We start from the raw sequence: 21571 nt of genomic DNA, 5'->3' as shown, positions 1-21571 counted from the left end.
CCCGCGGTCAGGAGATCGGACGGTCCGTCGGCGCGATCGGCGCGGGAAGCACGTCCCGGCCGGTGAGGTAGCCGTCGGCCCCGGCGGCGGCGGACCGGCCCTCCGCGATCGCCCATACGATCAGCGACTGACCCCTGCCCATGTCGCCTGCTACGAACACCTTGTCGACACTCGTCTGGTACGAGGCGTCCCTTGCCACGTTGCCCCGCTCGTCCAGCTCGACGCCGAGCTGCTCAAGTAGGCCCTCACGCTGCGGCCCGACGAAGCCCATGGCCAGCAGCACCAACTGGGCGGGCAGCTCCCGTTCGCTGCCCTCAACGGGAACGAACTTCCCGCCCTCGTTGCGGACCTCCACGAGCTTCAGCGCCCGCAGATTGCCGTCGGAGTCCGCGAGGAACTCCTTGGTGTTCACCGAGTAAAGCCGCTCGCCGCCCTCCTCGTGAGCCGAGGAAACCCGGTAGATCATGGGGTAGGTCGGCCACGGATGCGCGTCCGAACGCGACTGAGGCGGCCTCGGCATGATCTCCAGTTGGGTAACCGATCGCGCACCCTGCCGGTGCGCGGTACCGACACAGTCGGCACCGGTGTCGCCACCGCCGATCACCACGACGTCCTTGCCCGCCGCGTCGATCGGGGTCCGCGCCAGCTTCCCGCTGGCGACCCGGTTGGCGAACGGCAGGTACTCCATGGCCTGGTGCACGCCGGGCAGGTCCCTGCCGGGCACCGGTAGGTCACGCCACGCCGTAGCGCCACCGGCGAGGACCACCGCGTCGTACTCCGAAAGCAGCCGCTCGGCCGTGACGTCCACCCCGACGTTGACCCCGGCCCTGAACTCGGTGCCTTCCGCCCGCATCTGCTCAAGCCGCCGGTCGAGGCGGTACTTCTCCATCTTGAACTCGGGAATCCCGTAGCGCAGCAGGCCACCGATCGCGTCCGCCCGCTCGAACACCACGACGTCGTGTCCGGAGCGGGTGAGCTGTTGCGCGGCCGCGAGTCCCGCGGGACCGGAGCCCACCACCGCGACCTTCTTGCCGGTCCTGGTGACGGGTGGCTGCGGGGTCACCCAGCCTTCTTCCCAGGCCCTGTCGATGATCGAGATCTCGACCCGCTTGATGGTCACCGGGTCGTCGTTGATCCCGAGCACGCAGGCGGTCTCACACGGTGCGGGACACAGCGTCCCGGTGAACTCCGGGAAGTTGTTCGTGGCATGCAGCCGCTCGATCGCGGCCTGCCAGTCCTCCCGCCACGTCAGCGTGTTCCACTCCGGAATCAGGTTGCCCAGCGGGCAGCCCTGATGGCAGAACGGGATACCGCAGTCCATGCAGCGGCCCGCCTGCTTGGTGAGTTTCGACTGCTCGAAATCCTCGTAGACCTCGCGCCAGTCCTTGATCCGCACGTCCACAGGGCGAGACTTCGGCGTCTCCCTGGGTGTGGTGAGAAAGCCCTTGGGGTCAGCCATGTGCCGCCTCCATCGTCTTGCGGGACACCCTCCCCTGCTGTGGCCCGAAAGCCTGCCACAGCGGGGGCCCATTCCGGTCGGCGTCCATGGCTGGGGCTTGCCGATTGTCAGCCATGTGCCGCCTCCATGATCGCTTCGTTGACGTCCCTTCCCTCGCGTTCCGCCTCGGCCTGTGCCCGCAGCACGCGCTTGAAGTCCTTCGGCATGACCTTGCCGAACCTGGGCAGCGCCAGGTCCCAGTCGGTCAGCAGCGCGTGCGCCACGGCCGAGGAGGTCTCGTCGTAGTGCCGCTCCACGACCTCGCGCAGGAACTGCGCATCGGTCTCGTCCAACTCGTCGAGGTCCACCATCTCCTGGTTGACCCGGACCGGATCGAGGTCAAGCACGTAGGCGATACCGCCGGACATTCCCGCGGCGAAGTTGCGCCCGGTCGGCCCGAGCACCACCACCCTGCCGCCGGTCATGTACTCGCAGCCGTGGTCACCGACACCTTCCACCACCGCCAGCGCGCCGGAGTTGCGTACGCAGAACCGCTCGCCGACCTTGCCGCGCAGGAAGACCTCGCCACCGGTGGCCCCATAGCAGATCACGTTGCCCGCGATGATGTGCTCCTCGGCGGCGAAGCGTGCCTCCAGCGGAGGGCGCACGGTGATCCGCCCACCGGAAAGCCCCTTGCCGACGTAGTCGTTGCCGTCCCCCACCAACCGCAGCGTGATGCCGTTCGGCAGGAACGCGCCGAACGACTGCCCCGCGGTGCCGGTGAAGGTGATGTCGATGGTGTCGTCGGGAAGGCCGTCGCCGCCCCACCGCTTGGTCAGCTCGGAGCCGAGCATGGTGCCGACCGTGCGGTTGACGTTGCGCACCGGCAACTCCAGCCGCACCTTGTCGCCCGAGCTGAGCGCGCCTTCCGCGAGCTGGATGAGCGTGTTGTCCAGCGCCTTGTCCAACCCGTGGTCCTGCGCGACCACCTGGTGCCGTGCCGCCCTCGGTTCCAGTTCGGGTACATGGAAGATCGGGGACAGGTCCAGCCCCGAGGCCTTCCAGTGCTCAACCGCCTTGCGGGTGTCCAGCAGCTCTGCGTGGCCGACCGCCTCGGCGACCGAACGAAAACCGAGCCTTGCCAGGTACTCGCGCACCTCCTGCGCGACGAACTCGAAGAAGTTCACCACGTACTCGGCCTTGCCACTGAACTTGGCCCGCAGCTTCGGGTTCTGCGTCGCCACGCCCACCGGGCAGGTGTCCAGGTGGCAGACCCGCATCATGATGCAGCCCGAAACCACCAGCGGGGCGGTGGCGAAACCGAACTCCTCCGCACCCAGCAGCGCGGCGATGACGACGTCGCGCCCGGTCTTGAGCTGGCCGTCGGTCTGCACCACGATCCGGTCACGCAACCGGTTGGCCAGCAGCGTCTGCTGCGTTTCCGCCAGCCCGAGCTCCCATGGCCCGCCCGCGTGCTTGATCGAGGACAGCGGTGAGGCACCCGTGCCGCCGTCGTGCCCGGAGATGAGCACCACGTCGGCGTGTGCCTTGGACACCCCGGCGGCCACGGTGCCGACACCGACCTCGGACACCAGCTTCACGTGGATGCGTGCGGCCGGGTTGGCGTTCTTGAGGTCGTGGATCAGCTGGGCCAGATCCTCGATCGAGTAGATGTCGTGGTGCGGTGGCGGTGAGATCAGCCCCACACCCGGCGTGGAGAAGCGGGTCTTGGCGATCCAGGGGTACACCTTGCTACCGGGTAACTGGCCGCCCTCGCCCGGCTTGGCGCCCTGCGCCATCTTGATCTGGATGTCGTCGGCGTTCACGAGGTACTCGCTGGTGACACCGAACCGGCCGCTCGCGACCTGCTTCACGGCACTGCGCCGCTGCGGGTCGTACAGCCGCTCCGGGTCCTCACCGCCCTCGCCGGTGTTGGACTTGCCACCGAGCCGGTTCATGGCGATGGCCAGCGTCTGGTGCATTTCCTCCGAGATCGACCCGTAGGAGATCGCACCGGTGGCGAACCGCTTCACGATCTCCGATACCGGCTCCACCTCCTCGATCGGTACCGGCGGGCGCTCGCCCTCCTTGAGGTCGAACAGCCCGCGCAGTGTCATCAGCCGCTGCGCCTGGTCGTCGACCGCCTTGGTGTACTCCTTGAAGATCTCGTACTTGCCGGTGCGAGTGGAGTGCTGGAGCTTGAACACCGTCTGCGGGTTGAACAGGTGCGGCTCGCCTTCGCGCCGCCACTGGTAGTCGCCGCCGGTGTCCAGTTCCCTGTGGTTGGGGCGGACGCCGTCGGCGGGAAACGCGCGCCGGTGCCGCCGCGCGGCCTCGTCGGCGAGGGTGTCGAAGCCGACCCCGCCGAGCCGCGAGGTGGTACCGGTGAAGCAGGTGTCGATGACCTCCTCGCCGAGCCCGATCGCCTCGAAGATCTGCGCACCGGTGTAGGAAGCGACGGTGGAGACACCCATCTTCGACATGGTCTTGCGCACACCCTTGCCGAGCGCCTTGATGAGGTTGCGGGTGGCTTCCTTCGCCGTGACGCCGGGGATGCGGCCCTGCTCGGCCATCTCTTCCACGGTCGCCATGGCGAGGTAGGGGTTCACCGCCGCCGCGCCGTAGCCGATGAGCAGCGCGATGTGGTGCACCTCGCGGGCGTCGCCGGCCTCGACGACGAGCCCCACCTGGGTGCGGCTCTTCTCCCGGACGAGGTGGTGGTGCACGGCTCCGGTCAGCAGCAGCGACGGAATCGCCGCGTGCTCGGCGTCCACGCCGCGGTCGGAGAGCACGATGAGCCGCGCGCCGCCCGCGATCGCCTCGGACACCTCCGCGCGAATCTCCTCGAGCCTGCGCAACAGTGCCTGCCCACCGCCCGCGACCTCGTAGGTGCCGTGCACGGTGTAGGACTGGAACTCCGGCAGGTCACCGTCGTCGTTAACGTGCACGAGCTTGGCCAGCTCGTCGTTGTCGAGCACCGGGAACGGCAACACGATCTTGCGGCAGTGCTGCGGTCCCGCGTCGAGCAGGTTGGGTTCGGAGCCGAGTTGCGCGCCAAGCGCCGTCACCAGTTCCTCACGGATCGCGTCCAGCGGTGGGTTGGTGACCTGGGCGAACAGCTGGGTGAAGTAGTCGAAGAGCTGCCTGGGCCCGCTGGAAAGCGGAGCGAGCGGGGAGTCGTTGCCCATCGAGCCGATCGGCTCCGCGCCGGTGCGCGCCATCGGCTCCAGCAGGACGTCCAGTTCCTCCTCGGTGTAGCCGAACGCCTGCTGCCTGCGTACCAGCGAGGAGTGAGTCGGCACTTCGCGCTCACGCTCGGGCAGGTCGTCCAGCCGCAGCATCCCCGACTTCAGCCACTCCGCGTACGGGTGCTGCGCGGCCAGTTCGCCCTTGATCTCCTCGTCGTCGATGATCCGGCCCTCGCCGGTGTCGACGAGGAACATCCGGCCAGGCTCCAGCCTGCCCTTGCGGATGATCGTGGACTGGTCGATGTCAAGTACGCCCACCTCACTGGCGAGCACGACGAGGCCGTCCTCGGTGACCCAGTACCTCGCCGGCCGCAGCCCGTTGCGGTCCAGCACCGCGCCGATCTGCGTACCGTCGGTGAAGGCGATGAGCGCGGGGCCGTCCCATGGCTCCATCAGCGTGGAGTGGAACTCGTAGAACGCCCGCCGCGCGGCATCCATTTCGCCGTGGTTCTCCCAGGCCTCCGGGATCATCATCAACACCGCGTGCGGCAGCGAACGACCGCCCAGGTGCAGCAGCTCCAAAACCTCGTCGAAGGAGGCCGAGTCACTGGCGTCGCGGGTGATGATCGGGTACAGCCTGCGGAGGTCGCCGGGAATCAGTTCGGTGGACAGCTGCGACTCGCGCGCGTCCATCCAGTTCCGGTTGCCCTTCAGCGTGTTGATCTCGCCGTTGTGCGCGACGTAGCGGTACGGGTGCGCCAGCGGCCAGGAGGGGAACGTGTTGGTCGAGAAGCGGGAGTGGACCAGGCCGATCGCGCTGGTCACGCGCTCGTCGGTGAGGTCGGGGAAGAACCGCTCCACCTGCGGCTCGGTGAGCATTCCCTTGTAGACGATGGTGCGTGACGAAAGACTGGGGAAGTACACCTCCTGCTCCCGCAACGCGTGCTCGGCACGCTTTCGCACGCAGAAGGCGGCCCGCTCCAGCGCGAGCCCGGTGAGCTCGTCGCGCCTCGGGGCCAGGAACAGTTGGGCGAAGTGCGGCATCGTGGTCGCGGCCGTCGGGCCCACGTGCTCGGTGTCGACAGGCAACTCGCGCCAGCCGAGGATGCGCATGCCTTCCTCCGCGGCGATGCGCTCGATGGTCGACATGGCCTTGCCTCTGGCCTGCTCGTCGACCGGCAGGAACGCGGTGCCCACGGCGTAGGCGCCGGCTTCGGGGAGCGTGAAGTCGACGACCTCACGCAGGAACGCGTCCGGGATCTGGATCAGGATTCCGGCGCCGTCGCCGGTCTCGGGCTCGGCGCCGCGGGCACCGCGGTGTTCCAGGTTGCGTAGGGCGACGAGCGCCTTACGGACGATCTCGTGATCTTTGCGGCCCGCGAGGTCGGCGACGAAGGCTACGCCACAGGCGTCGTGCTCGTACTGCTCGTCGTACAAGCCCGTGTTCGGCTCGTGCGGTGCGTGGCGGGTCACGGCTTGCCGCCCTCCTATGGCTCGGCACGACCGGGCCGGGCTGCCAGCAGGCGGGACGTATTCCCGCCGGCTAACGGTCCGGCCCGATGCTGCGATGGTCAGTCAGGGAAAGGTCGATGGCGTTCAGCCCGAAGTGGGCCCGCACATCGCCTGTGACCACACGACGTTGTGCGGCTCGCGTTGAGCACCGCGCTGCCCGGTACAGCCCACGGGGGTGTGGTGGCTGTTCCGGCGCGCGCCAATGACTCCCGGGTTCGCCGGTCTTATGACAGTAGTGTGAAATCGCGGTTATAGGGATGGTTGAGTCGTCGCGCGTGGCAAACAACACGTCAGGATTGACTAGTGACTCTGTGTCTGCCTTACCGTAGCCGATTCTGTGACCTGCGGTAACGGTATGTCATGGCCGTCGGGGTAGTGTCAGCCGCATGTCGGACAGCGCAGTTGACCCCCGGGATTTCCTCCGCATCGACGACGGACTGACGGGCGAGGAAAGGGACATCCGTGATGCCGTGCGCGATTACGCGCGCGTTGAACTACAACCACATGTTGCGAATTGGTATGAAACAGCAACATTGCCTGCGCGTGATCTGGCGAACGCATTCGGCCGATTGGGCGTGCTGGGGATGCATCTGGAGGGCTACGGCTGCGCGGGCACCTCGGCCGTAGCTTACGGAATCGCATGCCGGGAGTTGGAGGCGGTGGACTCCGGGCTGCGAAGTTTCGTTTCCGTGCAGGGCTCACTGGCGATGTTCGCGATCCACCGGTGGGGCAGTGAGCAGCAACGCGAGCAATGGCTGCCGAAGCTTGCGTCGGGTGAGGCGCTGGGCTGTTTCGGGCTGACCGAGCCCGACGCGGGTAGCGACCCGGCCTCCATGCGCACACGGGCCCGCCGCGATGGGTCTGACTGGGTGCTGGACGGGACCAAAATGTGGATCACCAACGGCACCGTCGCCGACGTCGCCGTGGTGTGGGCGCAGACGGAGGAGGGGATACGCGGTTTCGTCGTGCCGACCGATACGCCCGGCTTCACCGCGAACGAGGTCAAGCACAAGCTTTCCCTGCGTGCCTCACTGACCGCCGAACTCGTGCTCGACGGGGTCCGGCTGCCCGCCGACGCCGTCTTCCCTGAGGTGCGTGGCCTGCGCGGCCCGCTGTCGTGCCTGAACGAGGCCAGGTTCGGCATCGTGTTCGGCGTGGTCGGCGCGGCAAGGACCTGCTACGAGACGGCGCTGGAGTACACGTCCTCCCGCGAGCAGTTCGGTCGTCCGCTCGCCGGCTACCAGCTCACCCAGCGCAAGTTGGCCGACCTGCTGGTGGAGGTGAACCGGGCGGGGCTGGTCGCGCTGCAACTGGGCAGGCTCAAGGACACAGGCACGCTGCATCACAGCCAGGTCAGCCTCGGCAAGCTGGCGAACGTGCGCTCGGCGCTGGATGTGGCACGCACGGCGAGGTCGATGCTGGGTGCCAACGGCATCTCGCTGGAGTACCCGGTGATGCGGCACATGGCGAATCTGGAGACGGTGCTCACCTACGAGGGCACGGAGGAGATGCACGCCCTTTCGCTCGGGCAGGCGGTTACCGGACTACCCGCCTTCCGTTCCTGACGGCTCAGATGCTCACCAGCGCGTGCAGCGCTCGCTTGCCCGCGTCGGTGAGTACGGCAGGTACGCGCTCGCCCGGCCGCCCCGCGTTGGCTGGCGCGATGAGGCCCTCGCGGGCGAGCCGGTGAGCGGTGGCCTGGTCGCAGCAGGCCAGCCCGTCCAGAAACAAGTCGGGTTCGCAGCTGCAGGTGATTTCCGCGCCACCCTGTGCCACGGCGTGCAGGGTGGCGCGCTCCCGGTGATTCAGATCTGAATCGGTGTCCTGTTGAGGCGTCTGAGGCAGCTGAGGCATTCCAGCCTCCTACGGTCTTGCTCCCGGTCCTGTACCGGCTGGCTGCCCAATATTCAACCCTATGACACCAGATTTTTCCGGCAAGCCGTGCGAATACCTCACACGTTTTGGCGAGTGCAGCCAGTGATGGGCTAGGAGGTGACCCCAAAGGTCGCGGTCACCGTGCCGAGTTCCGCCATGTTGGCCACCACGGAATCGCCGGGCTTCACCGGAAACGCCCTGGTCATCGAGCCGGGCAGGACCACGTGACCGGGTTCCAGCCGCACGCCGAGCGGTCCGACGGTGTTCGCAAGCCACACCAGCGCGTTCAGTGGCGAGCCCAGCACCGCGGCACCGGCACCGGTGGCGATGAGTTCGCCTCCGGAGTGCAGCGTGCACCCCACCAGCCGAAGGTCCACGGCCGACAGCAGGGTCGGTTTGCTGCCGAGCACGACGCCACCGGAGGAGGCGTTGTCGGCGATGGTGTCCACGATGGAGATGTTCCAGTCTCGAACGCGCGAGTCCACGATCTCCAGCGCGGGAAGTACGAACTCCACCGCCCGCACGGCGTCGGCCACCGTCACACCGGGACCCTCCAGTGGGCGCCCCAGCACGAAGGCGATCTCCGGCTCGATGCGGGGTTGCAGGAACGTCGAGGCGGGGATCGGCTGCTGTTCAAGGTGGAACATGTCGCTGAGCAGGTGCCCGTAGTCGGGTTGGTCGACGCCCATCTGCTCCTGCATCGCAGCGGAGGACAGCCCCACCTTGTGACCCTTGATCACCTGTCCCGACGAGGTCCAGTGCCGCACCTGTTCCTGTTGGATGCGGTAGGCGTCGGTGATGGTGGCCTCGGGGTCGGTCTCGATCACCGGTGCCGTCGGCTCGGCGTTCTCGTACGCCTTCAGCAACCGGGCGGCCACGTCCTGCACGTTCATGCCTGCACACTCCTCGTGCGGCACGGGCGGGGCAAGGCCGCTGTTCCGCTCAGCGGGACCCCTGGTCGATGGCCGTGGCCAGCACCTGTGCCAGGTGCAACGCCTTTCTGCCGGTGAGTTCACCGATCTGCGTGCGGCAACTGAAGCCGTCGGCGAGCACGAGTGTGTCTGGCTCCGCGGCCGCTACCTCGGGCACGAGCACCCGGTTCGCCGCGCCCACCGAGACTTCGTAGTGGCCCCGCTCCATTCCGAAGTTCCCGGCCAGGCCGCAGCACCCGGAGTCGAGCGTGCGGTTGCCGATACCGACCTCGCGCAACAGTTGCTCCTCGGCCGTGTTGCCGAACACCGCATGTTGGTGGCAGTGCTGCTGGGTGATCGCCGCTGTCGCCTGCAGCCGAGGGAACTCCACGTCAGGTGCCTCGCGCTTGAGGAACGCCCCGAGTGTGAGCGCGTCGAGCTTGCCGACCTCCAGCAGGTCATGCACGTCGTGGCGGAGCACGGCAAGGCAACTGGGTTCGAGCCCCACGATGGGTGTGCCCGCGCGCAGTTCGGGCCCAAGCACCCGCAGCGTGCGGCGCAGCACGCGCCTTGCCACGCCGAGCTGTCCGGTTGAGATCCAGGTCAGCCCGCAGCACACCGAGGAGCGGGGCAGCACGACGTCGAAACCGGCGTAGTCGAGTACGCGTGCGGCCGCGACACCCACCTGCGGCGAGAAGAAGTTGGTGAAGGTGTCGGGCCACAGCAGCACCTTTGGCCGGTCGGCCGAACGGCGCGGCAGCCTGCGCAGTGCCCTGCGCAGGCTGACTCGGGAGAACGTGGGCAACGAGCGCTCGGCGGCGATCCCGCCCAGCCGCTTGACGAGCGACGCCGTGCCGGTGGAGCGCAGTACCGCGTTGGCCGTGCCCGGCGCGGCGTGGGCCAGTCGCGCCCACAGCGGGAGGAATCCGAGCGAGTAGTGGCTGACCGGCCTGAGCCGGCCCGCGTAGTGCTGATGCAGGAACTCGGCCTTGTAGGAGGCCATATCCACATTGACGGGACAGTCGGAAAGGCAACCCTTGCAGGCCAGGCACAGATCGAGGGCGTCACGCACCTCGGTGGAACGCCAGCCTTCGGTGATCGTCTCGCCACGCATCAGCTCGAACAGCAGGCGGGCGCGGCCGCGTGTGGAATGCCGTTCGGATCGGGTCACCATGTAGCTGGGGCACATCACACCGGTGGAGGTGTCGATGCACTTGCCGACGCCTACACAACGGCGGGTCGCTGTGGCGAGACTGCCGCCGTCGTGCGGGTAGCGCAGTGTGGTCGGCAACGGCAGGATCGGCCCTTCGAAGCGCAGGTCGGCGTCCAGCGGCCGGGGACGAACCAGGTTCGAGGGGTTGAGCAGGTCGCTGGGGTCCCAGATTTCCTTGAACGCCTCGAACAGCCGCAGCAGTTCGGGGCTGTACATGCGCGGAAGCAGTTCGGCCCTGGCCTGCCCGTCGCCGTGCTCGCCGGACAGCGAGCCGCCGTGTGCCACGACAAGGTCGGCGGCGTCCGTCATGAACGAACGGAAGGCTCGCCTGCCTGGCTCGGTGGTGAGTTCGAAGTCGATGCGTACGTGGACGCAGCCTTCACCGAAGTGCCCGTACGGGATGCCGCGCAGCCCGTGCCTGGCCAGCAGCTCGCGGAAACCGCGCAGGTAGGAGCCGAGGTTCTCGGGTGGCACGGCCGCGTCCTCCCAGCCGGGCCAGGCTTGCGACCCGTCGGCCATGCGGGTAGCGATGCCCGCCGCGGCCTCCCGGATGGACCACAACTGGCGGGCCTGTCCTGGATCGACGGCGACGGACGTGGTGGCACCGGTCTGCCGGGCGAGCGTGTCGGCCAGCTCGCGCGCCCTGTGCGCGGCCAGCTCCGCCGTTTCGTCCCCGACCTCGATGAACAGCCAGCCCCTGCCCTCCGGAAGGTTGTCAAGCGCGGCGGTTCTGCGGCCCCGCACCAGGAGCGTGTCGATCAGGTCGGCGCCCATGCCTTCCACGGTGAGGGGGCGCAGCGGCAGCACGCTCGGCACCGCGTCCGCCGCCGCGACGTCGTCGGCGTACCCGGCGACGACGAGCACCCGTGATGCGGGCGAGGGCACCAGCGCGACGGTGGCCTCGGTGAGCAGTGCGCAGGTGCCTTCCGTGCCCACCATGGCTCTTGTGACGTCGAATCCGTGCTCGGGCAACAGCGCATCGAGCGCGTAGCCGGAAACCCGGCGGGGCAGCGTGGGAAACGCGGTTCGTAGCAGCGCGAGGTTGTCGCTCGCCAGCGCCCGCAGCCTGTCGTGGATCTCGGCAGCCCTGCCTGTCAGTTCCTCGCGGGGAGTTCCCGTGTTGAACCGGGTGCCGTCGGCGGTGAGCACGTCGAGCGACACCACGTTGTCGGCAGTTCGGCCCCATGCCACCGAGTGCGGGCCGCAGGCGTCGTTGCCGATCATGCCGCCGAGAGTGCAGCGGCTGTGCGTCGAGGGGTCCGGGCCGAAGGTAAGGCCGTGCGGCGCGGCGGCAGCCCGAAGCGCGTCCAGCACGACACCGGGCTGCACCCTCGCGATCCCGCGCTCGGGGTCGATCTCGAGCACCCGGTTGAGGTAGCGGCTGTAGTCCACGACGACGCCCTTGCCGAGCGCTTGCCCCGCGATGCTGGTGCCCGCGCCGCGTGCGGTGATCGGTACGTCGTTGGCCGAGCACACCCGCACTGTCGCTTCGAGGTCAGCCGTGGAGCGGGGAAACACCACCGCCTTGGGGACCTGGCGGTAGTTCGACGCGTCCATGCTGTACATGGCCTGTGCGGCGGGCCCGCTCTCCACGTCGCCGGACACGGCGTCGGCGAGTTGAGCCAGGAAGTCGGTCATCACGTGTCACCCGGGTCTGCGGTGGTCGGCGGTGTGGTCGGCGGCACCAGCGTCCCCGTACGTTCGCCATGCCGCCACCGGAGGTCGGCGGGACGCGGCATCCGGCGGCGGGGACCGGCGGCTCGACGGCCATGATCCCGCCGGGCGAACAGTGGCATGTAGCATGCCACTAGTCAAGAACGGGCTCGACAGTGAAGTCGCCTGGCGACCGCTTGGCCTGGCTCTGCCGCGTGCCGTGACCGGCTCAGCCGGGGTAGTTCGTCCAGTCCAGCTCGACCCGTGCCACGTCGTCGTTGTCCTCGGCCTCCTGTTCGATGAGCAACTCCGCGGTGTGCAGCAGGTGAGCCCGCATCGCCTCGGCCGCCTGCCCGGCCTTGCCGTCCGCGATGAACTCGAAGATCGTCTCGTGCTCGGTGAGGATGTCGGCCAGCCCTCGGGAGCGGTCGACCGTCGAGTTTCCCCGCAGCGACACCATGTCTCGCAGCGAGTCGACGTAGCGGGCCAGCCGCGGGTTGCCGGACGCGATGTTGACCGTTTCGTGGAAGCGGCGGTCGGCGGCCATGAACGCCGCCTCGTCGTGCTCCTCGGCCGCCGCTCGCATCGCCTCCAGGTGTTCGCGAAGCCGCTCGACCCAGCCGGGCGCGTGCAACTGCGTGGCCCGGAACGTGGCGGGCACCTCCAGCAGTAGCCGGATCGCGAAGACCTCTTCCAGGTCGTGCGCCGAGGTCCGCAGAATCCGGATCCCCCGGTTGCGTTCGAACCGCACCATCCCGCGTTCGGAAAGCTGGATCAGCGCCTCCCGAACCGGTGTCCGTGACACCCCGAGGCGAGCGGCCAGATCATGCACCGAATACAGCTCGCCCGGCGCGAGCTCACCACTGACAACGGCGGCCCTGAGCTCGTCGAAGATTGTCTTCGCGAGATTTCTCTCGGTGTCGATCTGCCGCATCGGGTCATCTTCGCACGTCGGCGCACTGGTACAGCCGATACAGTCTTGCCGCATGAGCACGCTGCCGCTGGCCGGGATCACGGTCGTCGCGCTCGAGCAGGCCGTGGCGGCGCCGCTGGCCACCCGACAACTCGGCGATCTAGGAGCCAGGGTCATCAAGGTCGAGAGACCGGGAACCGGCGACTTCGCACGCGCCTACGACGAGACGGTGCGCGGGATGTCGAGCCACTTCGTGTGGCTCAACCGCAACAAGGAAAGCATCACCCTGGACGTCAAGGACCCCGGCGACCGCGACGTGCTGGAGGCGTTGCTGGCAAGGGCCGACGTGTTCGTGCAGAACCTGGCGCCCGGTGCCGCCGACAGGTTGGGGTTGTCGCCGGACACGCTGCGGCGGCGCTTTCCGAGGCTGATCGTGTGCAACATCTCCGGCTACGGTGCCACCGGGCCGTACCGCACGAAGAAGGCCTACGACCTGCTCGTGCAGTGTGAGGCCGGGGTGGTGTCGCTCACCGGCACGCGGGAGGAGCCCGCGAAGGCGGGCATCCCGGTCGCGGACATCGCCGCCGGGATGTACGCCTTCAGCGGTGTGCTTTCGGCGCTGTACGAGCGCGAGCGCACGGGGGAGGGCACCAGCTTCGACGTCGCGATGCTGGACGCGCTGGGGGAGTGGGTCGGCTTCCCCTACTACTACGCCGCATACGGGGGCAGCCCGCCGCCGCGCAACGGCGCGAGGCACGCCGCCATCTCGCCGTACGGTCCCTACACCGTGGGGGACGGCTCCGTCGTGTTCATCGGCGTGCAGAACGAGCGGGAGTGGAAGGCGTTGTGTGAACACGTGCTGGCCGATCCCGCGGTCGCCGACGACCCCCGGTTCGCCCGCAATTCGCTGCGCGTGGAGCACGACGCGGAACTGACCGAACTGATCGAGCGCGCGCTACGGCACTCGGATGCCGAAGACGTGGCACGGCGCCTCGACGAGGCGGGTATCGCCAACGCGAGGATGCGCACGATGGCGGAGTTCGCCGAGCACCCGCAACTGGCCGCACGGCAACGATGGGCGACGGTCGACTCCCCGGTCGGACCGCTGCGTGCGCTGCTACCCCCGATCGACGTGGCTGGCAGGGCCCCGCGCCTCGATCCGGTCCCCGAGGTCGGGCAGCACAGTGCCGCGATCCGCGCGGAACTGGGGTTCGGGGAAGACGGCTGAGCCGAGTCGGCGCTTCCCGTGGTCAGGGCAGCGAGGCAGGCAACCCGAACAGTTCGAAGTGTTCGCCGCCCACGAACGACGTGATCTCGGTGATCCGGTCGCCGCGCAGCGTGAGCACATTGATCGACCAGGCGAGGTATGCACCGACCTCGTCGTCCCACAAGAAGCAGGCGACGGCAGGCTGGCCGTTCGCGCGGGTCGGCCGGTGCCGCCACGCCCCGCATCCGGTCAGCGGGATTCGAACAGCGAAGTCGGTCACCGCGGCAAGGCCCTGATACCAGTGCGGCAGCGGTGGCATGGACCAGGTGACATCTTCGGTTAGCAAAGCCACCAGAGCGTCGGCATCCCCGCGTTCCAGTGCCGCGGAGAACCTGGTCGTGATTTCCCGCACGCGGGCATCGCCCACTTCGCGCAGGGTGCGTTGCTGCGTGCGAGGAGCGACCTTGTCGGCCACGATCCGCCGAGCCCGCTGTAGCGCGCTGTTCACCGACGCGGTCGAGGTCCGCATCGCTCGGGCGATCTCCACCGCGGAGAACCCGAGCACGTCGAAAAGCAACAGCGCCGCGCGCTGGTTTCCCGGCAGATGCTGCAGGGCCGCGACGAAGGCCAGCTCGACGGCCTCACGCTGCTCGTATCGCGCGCCGGGCTCGCGAAACCCGGGGCGGGTGTCGTGGTCGGGATAGGGTCCCAGCCAGGCGAGGTCGGTCCGTGCCGCGTCGCCGACGACCGCGCGTTCGCTCGCGGGACCCAGGTCCACCGGCAGTGCACGCCTGCTCTTGCGCTGGACCGAGTCCAGGCAACACCGGGTCGCCACCGTGTACAGCCAGGAGCGCAGTGAGCCGCGACCGGTGTAACCCGCGAGCCCACGCCAGGCTCGCACCAGCGCTTCCTGCAACGCGTCGTCGGCGTCGTGTGCGGAGCCGAGCATGCGGTAGCAATGGGCGTGCAGTTCCCCTCGCAACGGGGCCACCAGCCTGCTGAACGCGTCACCGTCCCCCGCCTGCGCGCGGGCGAGCTCCTCGCCCTCAGGGACCGCCGCCTGTGCGGCCGGCGAAAGATTTGTCCGCACGAGCGATGAGTATGCCGCACCCGAGGCGGTCTCTTCCGCGACCGAACATCGAATGTCGAAGCGGAGGAGTTCAATGAGTAACCCCAGTACGATCGCCACCCTGCGGGTAGCCGATGCGCGGCTGTACTACGAGGTGCGCGGCGACGGGCCGGTCGCGTTGCTGGTCGGCGCGCCGATGGACGCGACGTCGTTCGCGCCGCTGGCCGACCTGCTCGCCGCCGACCACACCGTGATCACCACCGATCCGAGAGGTATCAACCGAAGCGTGCTGGACGACCCCCACGCCGATTCGACACCGCGGTCGCGTGCCGAGGACCTGGCCAGGCTGTTGCTGCACATCGGTGGTGAACCCGCCATGGTCCTCGGTTCCAGCGGCGGTGCGGTAAGCGCGCTGGCACTCGCGCAGGCACGTCCCGACCTCGTGCACACCGTGATCGCCCACGAGCCACCGCTGAACGGCCTGCTCGACGACCGCGATCGGTTGCATGCGGCAACCGAGGAGATCGTGGCCACCCACCTGCGCGGCGATGTCGAGGGAGCCTGGCGCAAGTTTCTCGAACTGGCCTGTATCCGTATGCCCGAGGAGGCCTTCCAGCAGCTGGTCGGGGGAGAACGCACCCCACAGCAGGTCGCCGACGAGCACTACCAGCACGCGCACATGCTGCGTCTGACGACCAGCTGGCGGCCCGATCCGGCCGCCTTGCGGTCGGCCACCACCCGCATCGTGGTGGGCATCGGCGAGGAATCCGGCGGACAGCTCTGCGAGCGCACCTCTGTCGCACTGGCCGAGCTCCTCGGTGTGGAACCCACCAGGTTCCCCGGTGGCCACATCGGTTTCGTGGAGGACCCGGCCGCTTTCGCCGCCCGGCTTCGCGAGGTGCTCGGCGGGTAACCGCCGCGGCCGTGCGCCACGTTCGTGCAACCGAAGGCATGGTCACCTCCGTCCGTTGCGCATGAGAATGCACTTGGCCTTGTGGCTCGCCGTCGTTTCGCTTGGAGCGGGAGCCTGTGGCTCACCCGAGCCAACCCCGCCGTTATGGGACCGGCAGGCACAGGCTCGGCTCGTGGCGTTCGACTCCTGCGAGCAGGTGTTGCGAGAGCTGCGGGAGGCCTACGCGACCGTGCCAACGCGGGACGCCATACCGAAACCGGAGGTGGGCCCGGTGCCGGCCGACGGTAAGGCCGCTGTCCCGCGGGCCCCTGTTGGTGCCGAGCGGGGAGGTAGCACCGACAGCGCGGGAAGCGCCGAGCCCGCGCCGAGGCACTCCACAACGAACAACCACGAGCAGGGTGTGGCCGAGCCCGACCTGGTGCAGACCGACGGTCGCAGGGTGGTCACGGTCGCAGACGGGTCGCTGCGTGTAATCGACGTGGCGACCCGTCGCATCACGTCCCGAGTGTGGCTACCGGGTGGTGCGGGCGAGGAGTTGCTGCTCTTCGGCGACCGCGCCCTCGTGGTGGGCCAGGGCACGAGTATCACGCTCGTCGAACTGGCGGGGCAGGCACGTGTCCTCGGCACGCTCCGGATCGAGGCTGGCTACGTCGACGCCAGGATGGCAGGCGGCCGCGCACGCGTTGTGGTCAACTCGGCGCCCAGACTTCCCGCTCCGCCCGGGGAACCGGCATTCGACGCCACCACCGTCGACGACTGGTTGCCTTCCTACCGGCTGACCACACCGGAGGGCAGGCGCAGCGGCAGGCTCGTCGATTGCGACCGCGTGAGCCATCCTGACACCTACACCGCGACGTCTTTCCTGACCGTGCTGACCTTCGACCTCACCGCACCGCTTGGTACCGGTGACCCCGTGACGGTCGCGGCCGACGGCGGCACCGTCTACGGCACGGCACGCGATCTCTATCTCGCCAACGAAACCGGCTACCGCACCGAGATCCATCGGTTCGACCTCACCGGCGCGGGCCCGGCCGAACACGTCGCCTCCGGCACGGTGGAGGGCACCCTGCTCAACCAGTATGCGATGTCCGAACACGACGGTCACCTGCGCGTGGCCACCACGCGGCGGTCGGACAACGTCGTGACCGTGCTCGACACGAGTGGATCGACGCTGACCAAGGTCGGTTCGCTCGCCGGCCTGGGAAGGAACGAGCAGATCTACGCGGTGCGCTTCTTCGGCACGACCGGCTACGTCGTGACGTTTCGGCGAACCGACCCGCTTTACACGCTCGACCTGACCGACCCCACCGATCCGAAGGTGGTGGGGGAGCTGAAGATCACCGGGTACTCCGCCTATCTGCACCGCGCGTCGGACGGCAAGCTGCTCGGTGTCGGGCAGGAGGCCGACGAGCTGGGTAGGTCGACGGGGCTGCAGGTTTCGCTGTTCGATGTCACCAACGCGGCGCGCCCGCGCAAGGTCGCCGAGCAGGAACTAGTGGGAGGCAGGGCCCACGTCGAGTCGCAGCCCCATGCGTTCCTCTACTGGGAACCCACCGGCCTGCTGGTGTTGCCCACCTACACCGACGCGTTGGTGCTGCGGCTGGAGGGGCACCGGTTCATCGATCTCGGCGCGATCGGTCATGGCCTGCCCATCCAGCGCGCGCTCGTGGTCGGTGACGAGGTGTGGGTGGTGTCGGCCTTCGGGATCGGTGTGCACGACGAGGAAACCCTTGCCGAGCTGGCCTGGCTGCCGTTGGAGGCGTGAAGCGCCCGGTTCAGCTCGTCACTTGGAGCACGCCGCGCTCGGTGACGACGGCGGTCACCAACTCGGCAGGAGTGACATCGAAAGCGGGGTTGAACACCCGCGCGCCTTCGGGCGCCACCCGCCTGCCGTCGACGTGGGTGACTTCCTCGGCCGGTCGCTGCTCGAGCACGATATGCGAGCCGTCCGGCAACGACAGGTCTACTGTGGACTGTGGTGCCACCACGAAGAACGGGATGTGGTGCCTTGCCGCCGCGACGGCCAGCGCGTAGGTGCCGATCTTGTTGGCGACGTCGCCGTTGGCGGCGACCCGGTCGGCGCCGACCACGACGCAGTCCACCATGCCCATCGACATGGCGGCTGCCGCGGCCGAGTCCGGCAGCAGCCGGTAGGGCACCGCCTCCTGCTCCAGCTCCCACGCGGTCAACCTGGAACCCTGTAGCAGCGGCCGGGTCTCGTCGGCGAGCACGTACTCCACCTGCCCCGCCGCGTGTAACTGCCGTACCACGCCAAGCGCGGTTCCCCAGTCCACGGCGGCCAGCCTGCCGGTGTTGCAGTGGGTGAGCAGCCGCAGCGGGCGCCGTGAGCAGTGCCGCAGCACAAGGTCAGCGGCGTTGCGGGACGCCTGCTTGTTGATCCGCTCGTCCTCGGTCAGCATGGCCAGCGCCGCTGCGGTAACGGCTTCGGCCCCACGTGGCAGGGCGGCGAGTGCGCGCTCGACACCCCAGCGCAGGTTCACCGCGGTGGGCCTCGCGTTCGCCAGCCGCTCGGCGTCGGCGCCGACAGCGTCGGTGGCGCGAGTGGTGCCGGTGACCTCGGTGGTATCGGCGGTGCCCAGGTGCAGCCGGGCGGACATGGCCACGCCCAGCGCGCCCGCCGCGCCAAGGGCGGGCGCCCCTCGCACCGCGAGGCGCTTGATGGCGTCGACGAGTTCGTCGATCGTGGCCAGCCGCAGCGTCCGGTACGTGGTCGGCAGCGCGCACTGGTCCACGATCACCACAGCGTCGCCGTCCCAGTCGATCGTCCTGCTCACCTTCCCATTGTCGCCCGAGCGTCACCGCGGGCCTTAACCCACATGCGCATCCCCCTTCGCTCTGGTGCGACGCATGGGCGTTTTACTACGGTCACCCGGGAGCGAAGTCGTGTTGCTCACCTCGGCGGAACTAACTGGAGGCGCGATGGCCGGCCGTACGAAGTACCTGCTCGACGAGGAAGACATGCCCACCCAGTGGTACAACGTCGTCCCCGACCTGCCGCAGCCGCCACCCCCACCGCTGCACCCCGCGACGAGGGAACCGGTAGGGCCCGCCGACCTCGCGCCTCTTCCCGCAGGCGCTCATCGAGCAGGAGGTGACTACCGAGCGGTATGTCGACATCCCCGGCGAGGTCATCGACGTCTACCGGCTGTGGCGGCCTTCCCCACTGTTTCGCGCCCGCAGGTTGGAGAAGCTGCTCGACACCCCCGCCCGCATCTACTACAAGTACGAGGGCGTGAGCCCGGTCGGCTCCCACAAGCCGAACACGGCGGTGCCGCAGGCGTTCTACAACTCCGCGGAGGGTGTCACGCGGCTGACCACCGAAACCGGTGCGGGCCAGTGGGGCAGCGCGCTGGCGTTCGCCTGCGCGACCTACGGGCTGGACTGCGAGGTGTGGCAGGTGCGCGCCTCCTACGACCAGAAGCCGTACCGCAAGATCATGATGGAGACCTTCGGTGCGACGCTGCACCCGAGCCCTTCCGAGTTGACCGAAGCCGGCCGCAAGATCCTTGCCGAGAACCCCGACTCCACCGGCAGCCTCGGCATCGCCATCAGCGAGGCCGTCGAGAAGGCGGCGAGCGACCCCGGCGCCCGCTACGCGCTCGGCAGCGTGCTCAACCACGTCCTGCTGCACCAGACGGTGATCGGCGAGGAGGCCATCAAGCAGTTCCAGCTCGCCGAGGACACACCGGACGTCATCGTCGGCTGCACCGGTGGCGGCTCCAACTTCGGCGGGCTGGCGTTCCCGTTCCTGCGGGAGAAGCTGGCAGGCAGGATGGACCTGGACATCCGCGCGGTCGAGCCGGCCGCTTGCCCTTCGCTCACCAGAGGCCGCTACGCCTACGACTTCGGCGACACCGCGGGCCTCACCCCGCTGCTGAAGATGCACACACTGGGCCACGGGTTCATCCCGGACCCGATCCACGCGGGCGGGCTGCGCTACCACGGCATGTCGCCGCTGCTGTCGCACATCTACGAACTCGGCCTCATCGACGCGCTGGCCGTGCCGCAGCAGGAGTGCTTCGCGGCAGGCGTGCGCTTCGCCCGCACCGAGGGGATCATCCCGGCTCCCGAACCGACACACGCGCTCGCCGCCTGCATGCGTGAAGCCCTCAGGTGCAAGGAGACCGGGGAGGAGAAGGTGATCCTTACGGCCCTTTGCGGGCACGCACACCTGGACCTGCCCGCCTACGCCGCCTACCTCGGCGGGCAGATGGTGGACAACGAACTACCGCAGGACACGCTGGACACCTCCCTCGCGGGCATCCCGTAACGGCGCAGCGACCCGGCGCGCCGGCCGCGCACCCATCGGACGGTAGGGCGCCCGCGACACGGCGCCGACGACGGCAGGTGAGCGGGCGGTGAGCCGGGAGTCCTACCGCCCGGTATCCCGGCCGGGTGGGCGGTGCCGCATTACCGGCCCTCGCGGCACGACTACCCTGGAAAGACGATGACCTACCTCGACCACGCGGCGACCACCCCGATGTCGCCGGAGTCCCTCGCGGCGATGACCGACGCGCTGTCCACGCTGGGCAACGCGTCGTCGCTGCACTCATCAGGGCGAAGGGCACGCAGGGTCGTGGAGGAGGCGCGCGAAGCCCTCGCCGACGCGCTGGGTGCCCGGCCCTCCGAGGTGATCTTCACCGGGGGTGGCACCGAGAGCGACAACCTCGCGGTCAAGGGCATCTACTGGGCACGAAAGCAGGCCGATCCGGCTCGCAGGCGCGTGCTCGCCAGTTCCGTGGAACATCACGCGGTGCTCGACGCCGTGCGGTGGCTCGGTGACCACGCGGACGCCGAGGTCACGTGGCTGGAAGTCGACGAGCACGGAAGTGTGCGGCCCGACACGTTGCGCGCCGCGATCGAGAGCGCGCCCGACCAGGTCGCACTGGTCACGGTGATGTGGGCGAACAACGAGGTCGGCACCGTGAATCCGGTGGCCGAACTCGCCGCGATCTGCGCCGAACACGGCATTCCGATGCACACCGATGCGGTACAGGCGGTCGGCGCGGTGGAGGTCGGGTTCGCCGCCAGTGGCGTGAGCGCGCTGACGCTCACCGGGCACAAGATCGGTGGACCGTACGGGGTCGGAGCGCTGTTGCTGGCGCGGGAGACTCCGTGCGTGCCGCTGTTGCACGGCGGCGGTCAGGAGCGAGAGGTACGGTCCGGCACGCTCGACGTGCCCGCGATCCACGCGTTCGCCACCGCGGTTCGCACGGGCGTCGAAAAGCAGGCCGAGCACTTCTGCGAGCTGACCAAGCTACGTGATGACCTGATCGACGCCGTGTTGCGCGAGGTTCCCGACGCCGTGCTCAACGGCCCGCCCGCCGACGCCGCCGACAGCAGGTTGCCAGGCATCGCGCACTTCACCTTCCCCGGATGCGCGGGTGACAGCCTGCTGATGTTGCTGGACGCCAAAGGCATCGAGTGTTCCACCGGGTCGGCGTGCACGGCGGGAGTCGCCGAGCCGAGCCATGTGTTGTTGGCGATGGGCGCGGACGCCGCGTCGGCGCGCGGCTCACTGCGGTTCTCCCTGGGTCACACCTCCACCAGCGCCGACATCGAAGCGGTGGGCAGGGAGATCGGCGCGGTCGTCGCAAGGGCCCGGCAGGCCGGGCTCGCAGGCATGCGCAAGCACAAGCCCGAGCAGGAGGGGTAGGC

General features: G+C 68.8%; 14 protein-coding genes and 1 pseudogene. 6 read left to right on the top strand and 9 right to left on the bottom strand.

Annotation, left to right across the window (positions count from 1 at the left end; genetic code table 11):
• Window positions 1-7 precede the first annotated feature (7 nt).
• The 3 genes from FHU38_RS20060 to gltB are packed head-to-tail and all read right to left on the bottom strand — an operon-like array spanning window position 8 to window position 6099.
• Window positions 8-1459, bottom strand: coding sequence for a glutamate synthase subunit beta (locus FHU38_RS20060; protein WP_167173672.1), 1452 nt, complete (start codon window positions 1457-1459; stop codon window positions 8-10).
• Complete coding sequence (locus tag FHU38_RS27815; protein ID WP_279590189.1) at window positions 1452-1574, bottom strand: hypothetical protein; 123 nt, start codon at window positions 1572-1574, stop codon at window positions 1452-1454. Before FHU38_RS27815 ends, FHU38_RS20060 begins: the two co-directional genes overlap by 8 nt.
• Window positions 1567-6099 (bottom strand): glutamate synthase large subunit, encoded by a 4533-nt coding sequence (gltB, locus tag FHU38_RS20055; protein WP_167173670.1) that lies wholly within the window; start codon window positions 6097-6099, stop codon window positions 1567-1569. Before gltB ends, FHU38_RS27815 begins: the two co-directional genes overlap by 8 nt.
• A 425-nt stretch (window positions 6100-6524) precedes the next feature.
• Here gltB and FHU38_RS20050 point away from each other — a divergent pair, with 425 nt between their 5' ends.
• Window positions 6525-7703 (top strand): acyl-CoA dehydrogenase family protein, encoded by a 1179-nt coding sequence (locus tag FHU38_RS20050; RefSeq protein ID WP_167173667.1) that lies wholly within the window; start codon window positions 6525-6527, stop codon window positions 7701-7703.
• Between the two features lie 4 nt (window positions 7704-7707).
• Here the strand turns inward: FHU38_RS20050 and FHU38_RS20045 are convergent, their stop codons facing one another.
• From FHU38_RS20045 to FHU38_RS20030, 4 genes are all read right to left on the bottom strand, one after another.
• Window positions 7708-7992, bottom strand: a complete 285-nt coding sequence (locus FHU38_RS20045; RefSeq protein ID WP_167173665.1) for a hypothetical protein — start codon at window positions 7990-7992, stop codon at window positions 7708-7710.
• A 131-nt stretch (window positions 7993-8123) separates the two neighbouring features.
• Entirely contained in the window at window positions 8124-8906 is a 783-nt protein-coding gene (locus tag FHU38_RS20040) for a 2-keto-4-pentenoate hydratase (RefSeq protein ID WP_167173663.1), read from the bottom strand.
• A 49-nt stretch (window positions 8907-8955) separates the two neighbouring features.
• Window positions 8956-11775, bottom strand: coding sequence for an FAD-binding and (Fe-S)-binding domain-containing protein (locus FHU38_RS20035; protein WP_167173661.1), 2820 nt, complete (start codon window positions 11773-11775; stop codon window positions 8956-8958).
• A 244-nt stretch (window positions 11776-12019) separates the two neighbouring features.
• Entirely contained in the window at window positions 12020-12724 is a 705-nt protein-coding gene (locus FHU38_RS20030) for a GntR family transcriptional regulator (RefSeq protein ID WP_167173659.1), read from the bottom strand.
• A 52-nt stretch (window positions 12725-12776) separates the two neighbouring features.
• On the opposite strand from FHU38_RS20030, the gene FHU38_RS20025 reads away from it, so the two are divergent.
• A complete protein-coding gene (locus tag FHU38_RS20025) occupies window positions 12777-13931 on the top strand; it encodes a CaiB/BaiF CoA transferase family protein (RefSeq protein WP_167173657.1) in 1155 nt (384 codons plus the stop codon).
• 22 nt (window positions 13932-13953) lie between these two features.
• On the opposite strand, the gene FHU38_RS20020 is transcribed toward FHU38_RS20025, so the two are convergent.
• Window positions 13954-15000: a sigma-70 family RNA polymerase sigma factor gene (locus tag FHU38_RS20020; protein ID WP_167173655.1), complete on the bottom strand. Its 1047-nt coding sequence runs from the start codon at window positions 14998-15000 to the stop codon at window positions 13954-13956.
• 73 nt (window positions 15001-15073) lie between these two features.
• On the opposite strand from FHU38_RS20020, the gene FHU38_RS20015 reads away from it, so the two are divergent.
• Window positions 15074-15892 carry an alpha/beta fold hydrolase gene (locus FHU38_RS20015; protein ID WP_167173653.1) on the top strand — a complete coding sequence of 273 codons (819 nt, stop codon included), beginning with the start codon at window positions 15074-15076 and terminating at the stop codon, window positions 15890-15892.
• Window positions 15893-16064: 172 nt separating this feature from the next.
• Entirely contained in the window at window positions 16065-17657 is a 1593-nt protein-coding gene (locus FHU38_RS20010; protein WP_167173651.1) for a beta-propeller domain-containing protein, read from the top strand.
• A 10-nt stretch (window positions 17658-17667) separates the two neighbouring features.
• Here the strand turns inward: FHU38_RS20010 and mtnA are convergent, their stop codons facing one another.
• On the bottom strand, window positions 17668-18687 hold the full coding sequence (gene mtnA, locus FHU38_RS20005) for an S-methyl-5-thioribose-1-phosphate isomerase (RefSeq protein WP_167173648.1): 1020 nt from the start codon (window positions 18685-18687) through the stop codon (window positions 17668-17670).
• Between the two features lie 145 nt (window positions 18688-18832).
• On the opposite strand from mtnA, the pseudogene FHU38_RS20000 reads away from it, so the two are divergent.
• Window positions 18833-20183 (top strand): annotated as a pseudogene (locus tag FHU38_RS20000) (TrpB-like pyridoxal phosphate-dependent enzyme).
• 177 nt (window positions 20184-20360) lie between these two features.
• Window positions 20361-21569 (top strand): cysteine desulfurase family protein, encoded by a 1209-nt coding sequence (locus FHU38_RS19995; RefSeq protein WP_167173646.1) that lies wholly within the window; start codon window positions 20361-20363, stop codon window positions 21567-21569.
• Window positions 21570-21571 lie beyond the last annotated feature (2 nt).

This window comes from Saccharomonospora amisosensis, assembly GCF_011761185.1.
Classification (GTDB): Bacteria; Actinomycetota; Actinomycetes; order Mycobacteriales; family Pseudonocardiaceae; genus Saccharomonospora_A; species Saccharomonospora_A amisosensis.
Note: the sequence above shows the minus strand (reverse complement) of the source record. Positions and strands in the feature narration are given on the sequence as shown.

Excerpts from the sequence above, each read along its gene's own strand:
- FHU38_RS20060 (WP_167173672.1), bottom strand. The coding sequence starts at position 1,459 with ATGGCTGACCCCAAGGGCTTTCTCACCACACCCAGGGAGACGCCGAAG.
- FHU38_RS20035 (WP_167173661.1), bottom strand. The coding sequence starts at position 11,775 with ATGACCGACTTCCTGGCTCAACTCGCCGACGCCGTGTCCGGCGACGTG.
- FHU38_RS20040 (WP_167173663.1), bottom strand. The coding sequence starts at position 8,906 with ATGAACGTGCAGGACGTGGCCGCCCGGTTGCTGAAGGCGTACGAGAAC.
- FHU38_RS19995 (WP_167173646.1), top strand. The coding sequence starts at position 20,361 with ATGACCTACCTCGACCACGCGGCGACCACCCCGATGTCGCCGGAGTCC.
- FHU38_RS20045 (WP_167173665.1), bottom strand. The coding sequence starts at position 7,992 with ATGCCTCAGCTGCCTCAGACGCCTCAACAGGACACCGATTCAGATCTG.
- FHU38_RS20030 (WP_167173659.1), bottom strand. The coding sequence starts at position 12,724 with ATGCGGCAGATCGACACCGAGAGAAATCTCGCGAAGACAATCTTCGAC.
- FHU38_RS20025 (WP_167173657.1), top strand. The coding sequence starts at position 12,777 with ATGAGCACGCTGCCGCTGGCCGGGATCACGGTCGTCGCGCTCGAGCAG.
- FHU38_RS20050 (WP_167173667.1), top strand. The coding sequence starts at position 6,525 with ATGTCGGACAGCGCAGTTGACCCCCGGGATTTCCTCCGCATCGACGAC.
- FHU38_RS20015 (WP_167173653.1), top strand. The coding sequence starts at position 15,074 with ATGAGTAACCCCAGTACGATCGCCACCCTGCGGGTAGCCGATGCGCGG.
- FHU38_RS27815 (WP_279590189.1), bottom strand. The coding sequence starts at position 1,574 with ATGGCTGACAATCGGCAAGCCCCAGCCATGGACGCCGACCGGAATGGG.